The sequence below is a fragment of the Actinomadura sp. NPDC048955 genome (genome assembly GCF_040649435.1).
GTDB lineage: Bacteria > Actinomycetota > Actinomycetes > Streptosporangiales > Streptosporangiaceae > Spirillospora > Spirillospora luteofluorescens.
Genome location: NZ_JBEZJI010000026.1, coordinates 67723 through 82554, shown reverse-complemented (window position 1 = coordinate 82554; position 14832 = coordinate 67723). Strand labels below are relative to the sequence as shown.

Below are 14832 nucleotides of genomic sequence, written 5' to 3'. Positions count from 1 at the left end.
CCGGAGAAGGAGAGCCCGTTGAGCCAGACCGACACCACCGAGGTCGACGTCCAGGCGCTCGAACAGGAAGGCGAGATCGCCGCCGACTACATCGAGGGTCTGCTGGACATCGGTGACTACGACGGCGACATCGACATGGACGTCGAGGGCGAGCGCGCCATCGTCGCCGTCGTCGGAGGTGCGCTGGACGAGCTGGTCGGCAAGCGCGGCGAGGTGCTGGAGGCGATCCAGGAGCTCACCCGGCTCGCCGTCCACCGCCAGACCGGCAACCGCACCCGCCTCATGCTGGACATCGGCGGCTACCGCGAGCGGCGCCGCGCCGAGCTGACCAAGCTCGGGACGGACGTCGCGAACGAGGTCAAGCAGTCCGGCGAGCCGAAGCCCCTCGCCCCGATGACCCCGTTCGAGCGCAAGATCGTCCACGACGCCGTCGCCGCCGCGGGCCTCCGCAGCGAGTCCGAGGGCGAGGAGCCCGACCGCTACGTGGTCGTCGCCCCCGCCTGACCCCCACGGCTTCCCACGGCCCCGACCGGAACCCCGGTCGGGGCCGTCGCCTTTCCGGACACAACCGGCTTCTCCAGGCATGAGAGGGCCCCGCGCCCTGGCCGGCGCGGGGCCCTGGGGAACTCGGTGTGCACCGCCGCCCTGGCACACCGAGCAGGTTCTCGGTGCTACCGCCGGGCGGTCCGGCGCCAGCGGCGCCGCGGTACGCCGTCGCCGGTGTCGACGGTGTTCTGCACGCCGGGGTCCTGCGCGTTCGCGGGATCCTGCGCGTACCCCGGGTCCTGAGGATGGTTGTGGGTGACGCCCCGGTCCACCGGGTGCTCGACCACACGTTCGACCCGCTCGGCGGGACGGCCACCGGACGGGGGCGGGTCTTCGATGATGTGCTCCTCGCGGACCACCGTCCCCGGCTCGTCGCCGTAGGCGGGATCGGCCCCGACCACACGTCCGGCGGCGCGTCGCGGCCGGGTGTACTTGAGCGTGAACCCCATACTGATCAGGCCGACCAGGATCAGGATCCAACCGACCATGTGGATGTCGAGGCCGCTGAGGTCAACGCGGATGGCGAAGGCCAGGATCGCCCCGAGGGCGATGAATGCGAGACTGACTCCGATTCCCATGTGTCGGAGCTCCTTCCGGGGGGCGGACGGGCGTCACGGCAGCCTCTACCCGCCCCTCGGCGAATATGCGGCGGGGTCATGTGGTTCTCGCCATAACGCAAGGGTCGTCCCACCCCGGCGTCCTGTTGTCCACGGGAACGTTTCGCGTGCACGGCCGCACCGGGTTTTGTGGAACGATTCGTTCGGTGGGGACTGCACGTGAGGTTTTCGGTGACGCGCTGCCGACCGCGGAGCGCTACGCGGCGTTCCTCGCCAAGGCCGGGGTCGAACGCGGGCTCATCGGCCCGCGCGAGGCCGACCGGCTCTGGGAACGCCATCTGATCAACTGCGCGGTGGTCTCGTCGGCGATACCGCAGGACGCCCAGGTCGTCGACATCGGCTCGGGTGCGGGGCTGCCCGGCATCGTCCTGGCCATCGTCCGGCCCGATCTGCGGATCACCCTGCTGGAGCCGCTGCTGCGGCGCACGGCGTTCCTGAACGAGTGCGTCGAGCTGCTCGACCTGCGGAACGTCGAGGTCCGGCGGGCCCGGGCCGAGGACGTGACCGAGGAGTTCGCGGTGGACGTCGCCACGGCACGCGCCGTCGCACCCCTCGAACGCCTGACCAGATGGGCGCTGCCGCTGCTGCGCCCGGGCGGCGAGCTCCTCGCGCTCAAGGGCGAGCGGGCCGCGGTCGAACTGGAGGAGGCGGGGCCGGTCCTGGAGCGCTTCGGGGTGCGCTCGACGGAACTGCTGCAAGTAGGGCGCGGTATGGTCGATCCGCCGACAACACTCGTCCGTGTGGTCGCCGGACGAGGAGAGGTTGTCGGGCGACGGCAGCGCGCCCCCCGGCGCGCCAAAGGGTCGAGGAAGAGGTCTTCATGAGCACGGGACCAGGACTGGGCAGGCCTGACCGCGCCGACGAATCCCCCGACGAACAGCCGTCCGGCCCGGGCGGGCCCGGCGCGGACGAGGGCGCTGCGGCGCCCGCCTCCGGTGGGACGCGGCCGGAATCATCGCCGGGCACCGCACCCTCCGGGCACGCGATGTGGGGTAACACGACGTCCGGTACCGCGGAGAACGTCGGCTACGTGCCGACGAACGCCGGCGCGCAGCCGCCGGGCTCGCGCAACGGACCAAATCAGGGGGAGTCAGAACTCGTGCGAGAGGCGCTGCGGGACGCCAAGGTTTCACATGAAACAGCCGTCACCGCGCTCAAGGCGATGGCGGGCCGCAGGGATCGGGAGTGGCCGCGGCCCGACCGATGCCGGGTCATCACGATCGCCAACCAGAAGGGAGGCGTCGGCAAGACCACCAGCTCGGTGAACATCGCCGCCTCCCTCGCCATGCACGGCGCGCAGGTGCTCGTCGTAGACCTCGACCCGCAGGGCAACGCGTCCACCGCCCTCGGCGTCGACCACCACGCCGAGGTCCCGTCGATCTACGACGTCCTGATCGAGGACATGGCGCTGGCGGACATCATCGTCCCGGCGCCGGAGATCCCCAATCTCTTCTGCGCGCCGGCCACGCTCAACCTGGCCGGCGCGGAGATCGAACTCGTCTCCAAGGTCGCCCGCGAGTCGCGCCTCCAGCGCGCGCTGGACGCCTACGACATCGAGAAGTTCGACTACGTGCTGATCGACTGCCCGCCGTCGCTCGGCCTGCTCACCGTGAACGCCCTCGTCGGCGGCGACGAACTGCTCATCCCGATCCAGTGCGAGTACTACGCCCTGGAGGGCCTCGGCCAGCTCATCCGGACGGTCGACCTCGTGAAGGCGCACCTCAACCAGAAGCTGAGGGTGTCGACCATCCTGCTGACGATGTACGACGCCCGAACCCGCCTCGCCGCGCAGGTCGCCGAGGACGTCCGGAGCCACTTCGGCGACGTCGTCCTCAACACGGTGATCCCCCGCAGCGTCCGGGTGTCCGAAGCGCCCAGCTACGGACAGTCCGTCATGACCTACGACCCCGGTTCGAGCGGCGCTCTCGCCTACAGCGAGGCCGCCTCGGAGATGGCCCACGGAGGAGCTGTCCAGTGAGCCAGCAGCGACGCGGTCTGGGCAGGGGCCTTGGTGCCCTCATTCCCACCGCCCCGCCCACGCCGACGTCCACCGGGCCGAACGGCGCGGGAGAGCCGGGATACCCCGGCGGCCCCGTCTCGGACGGCACGGTCGCTCCCGCACCACCGCTCGAACCGGTCGCCGGAGCCCATTTCGCGGAACTGCCCGTCCGCTCCATCACGGTCAACCCGCGCCAGCCCCGCGAGCACTTCGACGACCAGGCCCTGGAGGAGCTCGCCGAGTCGATCGGCATCGTCGGCCTGCTCCAGCCGGTCGTCGTCCGCAGGTCCTCCTCGGACGAGCACGACTACGAACTGATCATGGGCGAGCGCCGCTGGCGCGCGTCGAAGATGGCCGGGCTGGACGTCATCCCGGCGATCGTCCGCGACACCGGCGACAACGACCTGCTCCGTGACGCGCTCATGGAGAACCTCCACCGGCAGCAGCTCAACCCGCTGGAGGAGGCGGCCGCGTACCAGCAACTGCTACAGGACTTCGGCGCCACCCACGAGCAGCTCGCCACCCGGATCGGCCGGTCGCGCCCGCACATCACCAACACGCTCCGCCTGCTGAACCTGCCGCCCGCCGTGCAGCGCCGGGTGGCGGCGGGAGTGCTGTCCGCCGGCCACGCCCGCGCGCTGCTCTCCCTCGACAGCGTCGAGGCTCAGGAGCACCTGGCGCAGCGGATCGTCCAGGAGGGCCTCTCCGTCCGCGCGCTGGAAGAGATGATCGCGCTCCGCGAGGTGGACGACGAGCCGAAGGCGCCGCGCCAGGGCCGCCGCAAGCAGCCGGTGGCCCCCCGCCTGGTGGAACTGGCCGACCGCCTCTCCGACCGCTACGAGACCAAGGTCCGCGTCGACATGGGACGCAACAAGGGCAAGATCGTCGTCGAGTTCGCCACCCTGGAGGACCTGGACCGCATCATCAAGTCCATGGCCCCCGAGGACGAAACAGACGACTCCTGAAACCTGCCCGCTCCTCAGCGCCCCGGACCCCCAAGGTTCCGGGGCGCTTCTCGTTCCACCCTCCCCCAACGTTTCCCGTGAAACATCCCACCCGAGTCCTCCACCTAGGCAGAGGTCCTGGCAAAGAGGCCCCTAAAGACCGACCCCAGGACCCCCCAACCCCCGGCCACATGGAGACCTGCCGGACACCCCGCGTCTATGCCGACGGCCCCGCGTCGCGCTCAATCTCGCCAGACCAACCAGCCACCGCCCCCCAACTTCTCCAACCCGCCGCTGAGCCAGGCCCGACCCTGGCGACACGTCCCTGGAGTCCTCCGTTCCGCAGATGGAGCGATGCTGTGCTCCCGAAGCCGTCGGGGGCTCGCTCGCTCGGAGAGGCCGATCGCCTCCTGCGGACCCGCGCACAACCAGCCGAGTGCAGTGAGACACGACGGCGCGGCTCAGACGCGCCAGTGTTGATACCGACGGCCCTTCTCGTCTTGTCGCGCAGAGGATCTCCGGACTCGCTAGGTGCCCGCCTGACTCCTCTCCAGATCTGCTGGTGAGACAAAGCCGATCTCGGCGCCACGGTCCCAGGCTGTCTTTCCAGAGGAAGCGTCGCCGTGCCCGTAAGTCGCGCTACCGGACTCGCCCGTAGGCGGCCAACCGCTCCTGCGGACCCGCGCCCAGTTGAGTGCAGGGAACTCCGACGAGTCCGGCCGCGGCAACGGGCCCTCTTGTCGCCTCCGACAATCGCATGCCCTTCCCTGACGGGCGGCGCTATCGCCGTAGCCCGGGGGGCGGCCGTCGTGCCCAGTCTGCGGCCTTTGCCCACGGCGCGGCCGACCCTTCCGCGAGCCGGCGTGGGCCAGACGCGTGAAGCCAGCCGAGTGCCAGCAGTGAGACTCGACGGCCAAGCCGCCCCAGCGTTGATCCCGACGGGGCCCTCTCGTCTAGGCGCGCCCGGAGTCGCCAGACTCGGCTGGCCACCTGTGCCCGACTGGGCCAGTGTTGCCCGATCTGCGACCAACACATGCTGGGGCAAGCCCGGCGCAGTTCCCCGCTGTGCCGCCGTTGTCGGCCCGAGTAGTGAAGGAGCAGCCCGCTCGTTACGGGGCTGACAAGGTTCTTGCGTAGCGGCCCCGTAGATGGGTCGAGCAGCCAGGCAGCTCCGCGAGAGGCGCCCCGTGATCGATTCGAGCGGCGGTGAGGAGCAGCGCCGCCCAACCGCCGGAGGGCCCAGGCTCGCCCACGGGCAAGTTTCACGTGAAACCGTCCCCCTGCAACTCATCGAACCGGGAGCAGTTGGACGGACGACCTCCCCCACACATGATGCGGCAGCCACGTGCGTCGGCGCGTGGACGCGACCTCAGAGTCTCCGATGCAAGGCATCAGTCGGGCATTCAAGGCCTCTCGATTGGCCCGCCCTCCTGGCTGAAGAACCTTGGGCGCCGCACTGGAGCACCGCCCCGCTCCTCAGGCCGGTGCATCCTCTCACCCCGCACCGGCTCTTCCCGCTGAGGGCCTCGAGAGGGATGTGACGAGTCGACAGCTCCCATCGCGTGCGGTGGTCTGGCGGCCGCTTGCCAAAGGTCTGCGGGTCCGGCGCTGTCTACAGGCCGTCGATGATGCGGAGGACGACGCCGCCCGTAGACGCGAGTCGGCGGCGCTTGGCTTGCGCGGGTCACGCATCGATCCGTGAGCAGAGGCCTTGCCCCGGCGCTCCTCAGTACGTTCGGCGGCGCCGGCAAGCGCCTGGCCCGCGGCACGCCAGCGGCATCGAGTTGGCTGTCCTCCTAAGCTTCCGGCGCCCTTTACGCGATGCGCGGGCTGAGGACGCAGCCAGGCGTGACAGGGACATGAGCCTCTCGCTCTTCCCTTACCGCCCTCAAGCGGACGGGGAAGGGCCTAGACGGACGCATGGCGGGCGAGGCCGGCAGCGACAGGCCAGGGAACCTGGGACTGAATGACACACTTTCGCCAGCCGACCTGGACGGGCCTTTGCCTTCCTTGGCGCTGCTGTGGAGGCGGCAGGGGCGAATAAGCGCTCCGTCGGGGCGTCCCCTCGTACGTGCAAGAAGCGCGCTGTTTCACGTGAAACGAGGTGCCCCTGTCCCGCGAGTGGTCACCTTGTGGCGAAGTGCGGACCTAGCTGCTCAGCATCCTTTGGACCTCTGGAGTTGGAGCTTCCGAGTTCTTAGGGGGTGCACCACGCCCTCGCGGCCTCTACGCCCCCACGCCCGTAGAGTTCCGTGCCCCTGCGGCCCTGCGGCCCTGCGGCCCTGCGCTCCTGTGGCCTTGCGGCCCCACGCTCCCGAGGTTCTGCGCGCCTGTGCTCTGCGGCACCACGGCCGCGCGCTGCGCTTCTACGGCCTAACGGCTGCCGTGCGGCCCTGTCGCCCTGTGCGCCCCCTGCGGCCCCTGCGCGTCTGCGGCATCGGGTCTTCGTCGGTGCGGCACCGGTTCCGTGGTGCCCAGCCAGCGCGGGGCGGTGGGCTGCCCCCCGAGCTCCGCAGGGATGAGGGGCGGACCGAGAGATCGCCTCTAGTTCCGGGTCCGATGCTGCCTCGATCGCACGACCGCGCGGAAATTAGGCGATGCCACCACCCGCGCCAGGTCGAGCGACTGAGCGACCGCACTTTTGCCAGCAGACCAGACGGGCGCTTTGCCTAGCCTGGAACCGCCGATGGCCGCATCGGGTGGAAGAGGACTTGGGCTTCCGGTGGGCCGAGCGTCTCGGTCTCCGGTGCCCGGGCAACTCCTGACGACCTCTTTGATCGCGGATGCCCTCAGAAGACGCCTGAACGCAAGGAGGCGGCATAGCGTGAGACGGGCAGAGCCCTGGACCGCCTTCGCGCAATGATCGCTAGGACGCAGATCTGGGGCCATATGTGGGTAGTTGAGAAGCGGCTGGAAGGATCGGCCACCCCCTTCACCCCCTGCTTTGGTCAGCCAGCGGTAATGAGGCCAGTCCATCGCTTACTGCGGGGGTGAGGGCCCAGAACCGCTCGGACGCCTATCGCAGCAGTCGGCCGCTATCGACCGTGAAAGCTCATGCCGAGCGCCTGAATCTTCGGAGGCACCCAGCCAAGACGTAGATGATCTACGGAGTTCGTCGTGATCGATGGAGGACCCCATTGAGTGGGGCTGCATGGCTTACCCCGCATGCACGCTTGACCGTTCACCGCCGCTGCGTCCTGGTCGAGCGAGTACACGTCCCGGGCCGTCCCGTCGCGCATTGGGTGAAGGATCTGGAGCCTCGCGCCAGCGCGCACCCCCTGTGGGTGCGCCCCTGCAACGCCGTCCGTGCGCGAAGGCCCTGCGCCCGCGCCATGCCCAAGGCCCGCTCCTTGCGCGCCCTCCTCACGCACGTCCCGCACGCCCGCGCTCAACGCCCGCGCCACATGCCCGCTCTCACCCCCGCGCCACACACGCGCGCCACAGACCGTTGTCGTGTAGGTCGAGGGGCGGGTGCTGGAGTAGCAGTAGTGGCGGCGGTGCTGGGAAGCGGCCTTTTCTCCGTCGCGGCTGGAATGCGAATGCGTCGTTACCCGCAGCCTGCGTGGCCACCGCCTTCGCGGCCAGCCGTCTGTGACTGGTCACCGGGCCGGCCGATCTAAGTCACCTTCCAGAACCACTCGAACATCGGGTACCTGCCGGTGTCGAGCAGCGCGCGGACGTGGGGGCGCTCTGCGCGCTCGGGTGTCATCGCGTCCTGGCGCATCTCCCACATCCACTCGATCTCGCCGCGTGCCGTGCGTTCGACGTAGCCGTTCAGCATTTCCAGCGTGGCGACACCGTGTCGTCGATCGGGATGCCGACGTCCAGCGCGCCGAAGGCAAACTCGGCCAGTTGTAGAGCGCCGTCCCCACCATGGCGCCGGCGCGCCTGCAACCGCCGTGGCTTCTGCTCAACCGGCCGCGTGGAAGTTCGCATCGGTTGTGGCCTCGTCCACCACGCCGTCGTCGGCGACCACACCAGGTGAAGCCACGCCCAAATCCAGCCCGACGAGGAACCCCAGAGCCTCCAGCGCATGACCGTCGGCCTGCTAAGCCACCCAAGCTGGTGTCGCCGTCGCCGTCGCCGTCGCCGTCGCCGTCGCCGTCGCCGTTCCCAGGCCCGTTCTCATTACCGTCACACGGGGTTCCCACTACGACTCATCCGAGCGCCCCACGACGATCAGGGCGGTCTCACGGCGTCCGAGCGGGCCACGGCGTCCCGGCGGTCGTGACGGCGGGACGGTCCCGCGGCGAATTGCGGTTCCACGGCGAGTGGGCGGCCCCACTCCGTCCGGGCGGCCTTACGGCGTTCGAGCGGCGGACAGACGGCGAGGGGGGACCACAACGATTGGGGCCCACGGCGCCCGGGCGTTCAGAGCGAGCGGGCTGCCCCCACCGCGAGCGGCCGCCCCAACGGCGAGCGGGCGAACTACAACGAGCGGGCGAGGTACGAGGAGCGGAGCGGTTCCACGACGGTCGGGAGCCTACGGAGTCCGGGCGGCGCCACGGCATCCGAGCGGCGCCACCGCGAGTGGGAGGGTTCCGCGGCGATTGGCGGTTTCACGGCGTTCGGGCGTCCCACGGCGAGCGACGCGGTTTTACGACGGCCAGGGGGCCACGACGGCTGGGGTCATGGTGTCCGGGGGGTCACGGCGTCCGGGGGGTCACGGCGTCCGGGGCACGGCGAGCGGGGCGGCTCCATGACGCTGGGGGCCACTGCGTTCGGGCGGTCCCGCGGGGAGTGGGACGGGGTGATGGTGTTCCTGGTTTCGCGCTACCCGCACGCGCGCGGTGAGCTTCGCCCACCAGTTTCAGAGGGCACTGCCGAGTCGCGGGATTGCTGTGGTGAATGGGTGCGTCGCCGGCTTGCCGTGCTGGGGCTTCCACGCCACATGCACGTCATCCCCCGCCACCGGCTGCTGGGGTCGTGGCTGTGCTGGCCGAGTTGGCTGTCGGTCGCGGCTCATTCGCCCGCTTCGCCGCCCTTGGCGGAGCGGTGGTTGAACGGCTTCACCGGATTCTGGCCTCCGGGTGCCCTGCTGGCTGGTGTTCATCAGCAGCACCGGCGCAGCGTGCACTCGGCACCTTGGGCGGTGTGGGGCACCACACGCGCGCATCCCCACGCGGCCATGCGTCGGTCAGCCGTCTGTCGACAACGCCGTGAGTACAGCCGGATGGGGCTTGTGTAGGTGGCCCTGGGTCGCGGGCGTTGCGTGGTCTTGGGGCGGTTGTGGCGGTGGCGTTTTGCTGAGCGGCGGTCGCTGCACTGGGGGCCTAGTGAACCCCAGCGGGGTGCGTGGGGACGGTCGTCAGCGGAGGTGGCGTTGGAGGAGGGATTCGCAGACTTCGCCCAGGTCCAGGTCGGCGACGCTGATGGCTCGGGGGAGGAGGCTTGTCTCCGTCATGCCGGGGGCGACGTTGACCTCCAGGAAGTGGACCTCGCCGTCGGGGGAGACGATGAGGTCGGTGCGGGAGAGGTCGCGCAGGCCCAGGGCGCGGTGGGCGGTGATGGCGGCTGCGGCGGCGCGGGCGGTCGCCTCGGGGGTGAGGCGGGCCGGGGTGATGAACTCGGTGTCGCCGGCGTCGTAGCGGGCCGTGTAGTCGTAGCGGCCGCCGGGGGCGACGATCTCGACGGCGGGCAGGGCGATCGGGGCGCCGTCGCGTTCGATGACGCTGACCGCGACCTCCGTGCCGCTGACGTGTCGCTCGACGAGAGCGGCGTCGCCGTAGGCGAAGCAGCCGACCATGGCGGCGGACAGTTCGGACGCCTCGTGGACGACCGACGCGCCGAGGGCCGAGCCGCCGCGGGTCGGCTTCACGAACAGGGGGAGGCCGAGGCCGCGGACGATCTGATCCAGGACGGACGCCGCGCCGAGGTCGTGGAAGACCTCCTTCGGCAGGGCGACGGAGTCGGGCGTCCGCAGGCCGGCGCGTCGCACGACGGACTTGGCGGTCGGCTTGTCCCAGACGACGCGACACGCGTCCGGACGGGCGCCGACGTAGGGGACGTCCAGCAGTTCGAGGACGTCGCGGATCGAGCCGTCCTCCCCCGCCGCGCCGTGCAGGACGGGGAAGACGACATCCGGCGGGTCGTCGGTCAGGGAGTCCAGGAGTGTCGCGTCCGCGTCGCGGAGTTCGACCGGGATGTCGCGGGCGCGCAGCGCGTCGGTGACGCGCCGGCCGGAGCGGAGGGAGACCTCCCGCTCGTAGGAGAGCCCCCCGGCCAGGACGACGACATGCCCGAGTTCCAAGATGCCCCTCGTTTCACGTGAAACAGTCAGACGATGCCCGGGCCCGGCGTCTGGACGCCGGTGGACGAACCGCCGGTGGTGCTCCCGAAAGTGTCCCGGAGACGGATCTCCTGTTCCACCACGCCGGCGAGCCGGCGGACGCCCTCGCGGATCCGGTGCGGCTCGGGGAAGCAGTACGACAGGCGCATGTGCCGGTGGCCCGTGCCGTCGGCGTAGAAGCCGGTGCCGGGGACGTAGGCGACGCGCTCGGCGATCGCGCGGGGGGCCATCGCCTTGGCGTCGAGGCCCTCGGGAAGGGTGAGCCAGACGAAGAAGCCGCCGGCGGGGCGCGTCCAGGTGCAGCCGTCCGGCATGAGCTGGTCAAGGGACTCCAGCAGCGCGTCACGGCGCGTCCGGTACAGCTCCCGGAAGTCCTTGATCTGCTCCCGCCACGGCTGCGTCGCGAGGTACTCGCGGACGGCGAGCTGCGAGAAGTTCGACGGGCACAGGATCGCGGACTCGGCGGCCAGCACGAGCTTCGCCCGCACCGCGTGCGGCGCCAGCACCCAGCCGACGCGGAGCCCCGAGGCGATCGTCTTGGAGAACGAGCCGAGGTAGATGACGCGCTCGGCGTCGTCCGCGCGCAGGGCCCGCATGGGCTCGCCGTCGAAGCCGAGGAGCCCGTACGGGTTGTCCTCGATGACCAGCACGTCGTACTCGGCGCAGATCTCCAGGATCTGGGCGCGGCGGGCGGTGGTGAGCGTGACGCCAGCGGGGTTCTGGAAGGTCGGGACGGTGTAGAGGAACTTGACCCGGCGTCCTTGGGCGCGGAGGCGGGCGAGGGTCTCGCGCAGCGCTGACGGGACGAGGCCGCCCTCGTCCAGCGGCACGTGCACCACGTCGGCCTGGTAGGAGGCGAACGTGCCGAGCGCGCCCACGTAGGACGGAGCCTCCGCGAGGACGACGTCGCCGGGATCGACAAAGATCTTCGTGATGAGGTCGAGCGCCTGCTGCGCGCCGACGGTGACGACGACGTCCTCCGCGGACGCCTGGACGCCCTCCAGGGACATGACCTCGCAGATGTGCTCGCGGAGCTGCTCGTCACCCTGGGCGGAGCCGTACTGGAGGGCCTCGGCGCCCTTGCCGGCGACGAGTTCGCCGACCATCCGGCCGACGGCGTCGAGGGGGAGCGCGGAGACGTAGGGTGCGCCACCCGCCAGCGAGACCACCTCGGGGCGGGCGACCATCGCGAACAGGGCCCGGATCTCCGACGGCACCATGCCGGCGGCACGGGCGGCGTAGCGATCGGCATAGGCGTCTGTACGCGAGTGCTGTTCCACGAGGCACCTCCGGGGTGGATCGGCTTCCCTGCAAACTACGTCATGGCGGCCACGAAGGGGCCTTCGGGTGTGGCGTGCCGCGGCTTTGGGGAAACTCCTGTCCGATACGATGCCCGCGGGTCCCGGAGGGTTGCCGGGAACTTCCGCCGCCACGGGTCCCAGGCCGGCGGGCGAGGATCGCAGCAGGGGGTGCCGACCCGGTGTCGCGTCGTCTCGTCAACATCACACTGGACAATCTCGATGATCTACCGCACCGCTGCCGCGGCTGCGTGTTCTGGGAGCTGGATCCGGTGAGCCGGGACCGCGCCCACGAGAGCGGTGACGCCGGCCTGGAGAAGGAGGCGTGGGTCTCCTCGACACTCCTGGAGTGGGGCAGCTGCGGCAAGATCGTCTACGTGGACGACGTCCCGGCGGGGTTCGTCATGTACGCGCCGCCGCTGTACGTCCCGCGGTCGGTGGCGTTCCCGACGAGCCCGGTGAGCGCGGACGCGGTGCTGCTGATGACGGCGCACATCCTGCCGGAGTTCTCGGGTGGCGGCATCGGCCGGATGCTCGTCCAGGGGGTCGCGAAGGACCTGACGCGCCGCGCCGTGAAGGCCATCGAGGCGTTCGGCGACCTGAAGGGCGAGGAGGGCGGGTGCATGGTGCCCGCCGACTACCTGCTGTCGGTCGGGTTCAAGACCGTCCGGCCGCATCACCGGTATCCGCGGCTGCGGCTGGAGTTGAAGTCGGCGCTGTCGTGGCGTGAGGACGTCGAGGTGGCACTGGAGCGGCTCCTGGGCTCCATGACCCCGGAAGGGGCGCTGCGGCCCGTCTGAGGCGCTCTGAACGGCGCGTGGCCCGTACTCCGGGTCGAAGTACGGGCCACGCTTTCGCGCTCGCCGCGGGAGACGGGAGGCGGTCCGTGAAGGCTCAGATGAACTCGGCGAGATCCCTCAGCAGGGCGGCCTTCGGCTTGGCGCCCATGATCTGCTTGACGACCTCTCCGCCCTTGTAGACGTTCATCGTCGGGATCTGCATGACGCCGTACCGCTGCGGGACCTGCGGGTTCTCGTCGATGTTCAGCTTGACGATCTGGAGCTTGCCGCCGTGCTCCTTGGAGATCTCCTCCAGGATCGGCGCCACCATCCGGCAGGGGCCGCACCATTCCGCCCAGAAGTCGACGAGAACGGGCTTGTCGCTCTCCAGGACCTCGGACGCGAAGTCGGCGTCGGTCACGGCTTTCATCGGTCTCCTTCGGTTCTCGCGTGGGGCGGGACGCTCCCCCGCCCGGTGCGGCCCATCGCGATGCCACCGGCCCGGCGTCCGCGCCGGGCCGGGGTCGCGTGGCCGGTCAGGCCTGCGGGACGGTCTCGGCGGCGTCGCGGTCCTGCAGCCAGCGCTCGGCGTCGATGGCGGCCGAGCAGCCGCTGCCCGCGGCGGTGATGGCCTGCCGGTAGATGTGGTCGACCACGTCGCCGCAGGCGAACACGCCGGGGATCTTCGTCCGCGTGGTGGGGGCGTCGACCAGCAGGTAGCCGTCGGTGTCGGTCTCCAACTGGCCGGCGAACAGGTCGCTGCGCGGGTCGTGGCCGATCGCGATGAACAGTCCGGTGATCTCCAGGGCGGACTCCTCGCCGGTCCTGGTGTTGCGGACGGTCACGCCGGTCACCCGGTCGTCGCCGTGGATCGCGGCGACCTCGCTGTCCCACAGGAACTTGATCTTCTCGTTGGCGAACGCCCGGTCCTGCATGATCTTGGACGCGCGCAGCTCGTCGCGCCGGTGGACCACGGTCACCGAGCGGGCGAACTTGGTCAGGAAGATCGCTTCCTCCATCGCGGTGTCGCCGCCGCCGACGACGGCGATGTCCTGCTCGCGGAAGAAGAAGCCGTCGCAGGTGGCGCACCAGGAGACGCCGCGGCCGGACAGCCGCTTCTCGTCCGGCAGGCCCAGCTCGCGGTACCCGGAGCCGGTCGCGACGATCACGGTCTTGGCGAGGTAGGTCTCGTCGCCGACCTTGACGACCTTCGGGTCGGCGGTCAGGTCGACCTCGGTGACGTCGTCGGTGATGAGCTCGGCGCCGAAGCGCTCGGCCTGCTTGCGCAGGTTGTCCATCAGGTCGGGGCCCATGATCCCGTCGGGGAAGCCGGGGAAGTTCTCCACGTCGGTGGTGTTCATCAGCGCACCGCCGGCCGTCACCGAACCCTCGAACACCAGGGGCTTCAGGTCGCCGCGGGCCGCGTAGACGGCGGCCGTGTAACCCGCGGGGCCGGAGCCGATGATGATGACGTTACGGACGTCGCTCACAGTTCTTGCCTCTCCTCGTTGGCCGTCGGTGCCGCACGACCCGGCCCGACAGTCGCGTCAACCGATCCTAGGGCCCGATGATTCCCCGGCATGCGGCGCCGGGCCGTCCACCAGCGGCCCGGTGCCGCTCTAGGCTGTGGCCATGGCACGCATTCTCCTCCTCCACTCGATGTACGGGCTGCGGCCCGCGGTGCACCAGGCGGCCGACCGGCTCCGCGCCGCCGGGCACGAGGTGCACACCCCCGACCTCTACGACGGGCGCGTCGTCGACGAGGCCGAGGCCGGACTCGAGATCAAGGACGAGATCGGGCGGGACGAGCTGCTGCGCCGCGCCGTCGTGGCGGCCGCGCCGCTGACCGGGGAGGGCGGGCTCGTCTACGCGGGTTTCTCGCTCGGCGGCTCCATCGCCCAGAACCTCGCGTTCGCCGACGACAAGGCGGGCGGGCTGCTGCTGATGCACGGCACGTCCGACATCGCGGAGGACGCGTCCACCGACATCCCGGTGCAGCTGCACGTCGCCGACCCCGATACCTGGGAGCCCGTCGACTGGCTCAACGCCTGGTATCTGCAGATGCGCAAGGCGGGCGCCGACGTGGAGGTGTTCCGCTACCGCGGCGCGGGCCACCTGTTCACCGACCCCGACCTGCCCGACTACGACGCCGAAGCCGCCGAACGCGCCTGGGCGACGGCCCTCGACTTCCTCGCCTCCCTGTAAACACCGCCCCAACAGACACGACCTAGCGGACGCGGCACCGCGGACGGGATACGGCGGACGCGGCTAACGAACTCGCCCAACGGACGCGACACGGCCCCGCGACACGGCTGCCGCGACTGGCATGGCGGACGTTGTATGACGGTCGGGCACGGCGG

General features: G+C 70.5%; 12 protein-coding genes. 6 read left to right on the top strand and 6 right to left on the bottom strand.

Annotated features, from left to right (window positions below):
• Positions 1 to 18 precede the first annotated feature (18 nt).
• On the top strand, positions 19 to 504 hold the full coding sequence (locus tag AB0C84_RS24250; protein WP_179845232.1) for a R3H domain-containing nucleic acid-binding protein: 486 nt from the start codon (positions 19 to 21) through the stop codon (positions 502 to 504).
• Positions 505 to 671: 167 nt separating this feature from the next.
• On the opposite strand, the gene AB0C84_RS24245 is transcribed toward AB0C84_RS24250, so the two are convergent.
• Positions 672 to 1124, bottom strand: a complete 453-nt coding sequence (locus AB0C84_RS24245; RefSeq protein ID WP_361070286.1) for a DUF6458 family protein — start codon at positions 1122 to 1124, stop codon at positions 672 to 674.
• Between the two features lie 185 nt (positions 1125 to 1309).
• Here AB0C84_RS24245 and rsmG point away from each other — a divergent pair, with 185 nt between their 5' ends.
• The 3 genes from rsmG (at position 1310) to AB0C84_RS24230 (ending at position 4127) form a co-directional block, all read left to right on the top strand.
• Entirely contained in the window at positions 1310 to 1987 is a 678-nt protein-coding gene (gene rsmG, locus AB0C84_RS24240; RefSeq protein WP_361070283.1) for a 16S rRNA (guanine(527)-N(7))-methyltransferase RsmG, read from the top strand.
• Positions 1988 to 2325: 338 nt separating this feature from the next.
• Entirely contained in the window at positions 2326 to 3141 is an 816-nt protein-coding gene (locus AB0C84_RS24235) for a ParA family protein (protein ID WP_258940350.1), read from the top strand.
• Positions 3138 to 4127, top strand: coding sequence for a ParB/RepB/Spo0J family partition protein (locus tag AB0C84_RS24230; protein WP_361070280.1), 990 nt, complete (start codon positions 3138 to 3140; stop codon positions 4125 to 4127). The genes AB0C84_RS24235 and AB0C84_RS24230 overlap by 4 nt, the downstream gene beginning before the upstream one ends.
• A gap of 3595 nt (positions 4128 to 7722) precedes the next feature.
• On the opposite strand, the gene AB0C84_RS24225 is transcribed toward AB0C84_RS24230, so the two are convergent.
• From AB0C84_RS24225 to AB0C84_RS24215, 3 genes are all read right to left on the bottom strand, one after another.
• Positions 7723 to 7887 carry a hypothetical protein gene (locus AB0C84_RS24225; protein ID WP_361070277.1) on the bottom strand — a complete coding sequence of 55 codons (165 nt, stop codon included), beginning with the start codon at positions 7885 to 7887 and terminating at the stop codon, positions 7723 to 7725.
• A gap of 1527 nt (positions 7888 to 9414) precedes the next feature.
• A complete protein-coding gene (locus AB0C84_RS24220; protein ID WP_179849525.1) occupies positions 9415 to 10359 on the bottom strand; it encodes a D-alanine--D-alanine ligase in 945 nt (314 codons plus the stop codon).
• A gap of 23 nt (positions 10360 to 10382) precedes the next feature.
• On the bottom strand, positions 10383 to 11675 hold the full coding sequence (locus tag AB0C84_RS24215; RefSeq protein WP_258940326.1) for a PLP-dependent aminotransferase family protein: 1293 nt from the start codon (positions 11673 to 11675) through the stop codon (positions 10383 to 10385).
• 200 nt (positions 11676 to 11875) lie between these two features.
• Between AB0C84_RS24215 and AB0C84_RS24210 the strand changes: the two genes are divergently transcribed.
• Positions 11876 to 12493, top strand: a complete 618-nt coding sequence (locus AB0C84_RS24210; protein ID WP_361070273.1) for a GNAT family N-acetyltransferase — start codon at positions 11876 to 11878, stop codon at positions 12491 to 12493.
• Between the two features lie 94 nt (positions 12494 to 12587).
• On the opposite strand, the gene trxA is transcribed toward AB0C84_RS24210, so the two are convergent.
• Both trxA and trxB read right to left on the bottom strand, forming a co-directional pair.
• Positions 12588 to 12902 (bottom strand): thioredoxin, encoded by a 315-nt coding sequence (gene trxA, locus AB0C84_RS24205; protein WP_179845237.1) that lies wholly within the window; start codon positions 12900 to 12902, stop codon positions 12588 to 12590.
• Positions 12903 to 13008: 106 nt separating this feature from the next.
• Complete coding sequence (gene trxB, locus AB0C84_RS24200) at positions 13009 to 13962, bottom strand: thioredoxin-disulfide reductase (protein WP_179845238.1); 954 nt, start codon at positions 13960 to 13962, stop codon at positions 13009 to 13011.
• Between the two features lie 142 nt (positions 13963 to 14104).
• On the opposite strand from trxB, the gene AB0C84_RS24195 reads away from it, so the two are divergent.
• Positions 14105 to 14677 (top strand): dienelactone hydrolase family protein, encoded by a 573-nt coding sequence (locus tag AB0C84_RS24195; protein WP_179845239.1) that lies wholly within the window; start codon positions 14105 to 14107, stop codon positions 14675 to 14677.
• Positions 14678 to 14832 lie beyond the last annotated feature (155 nt).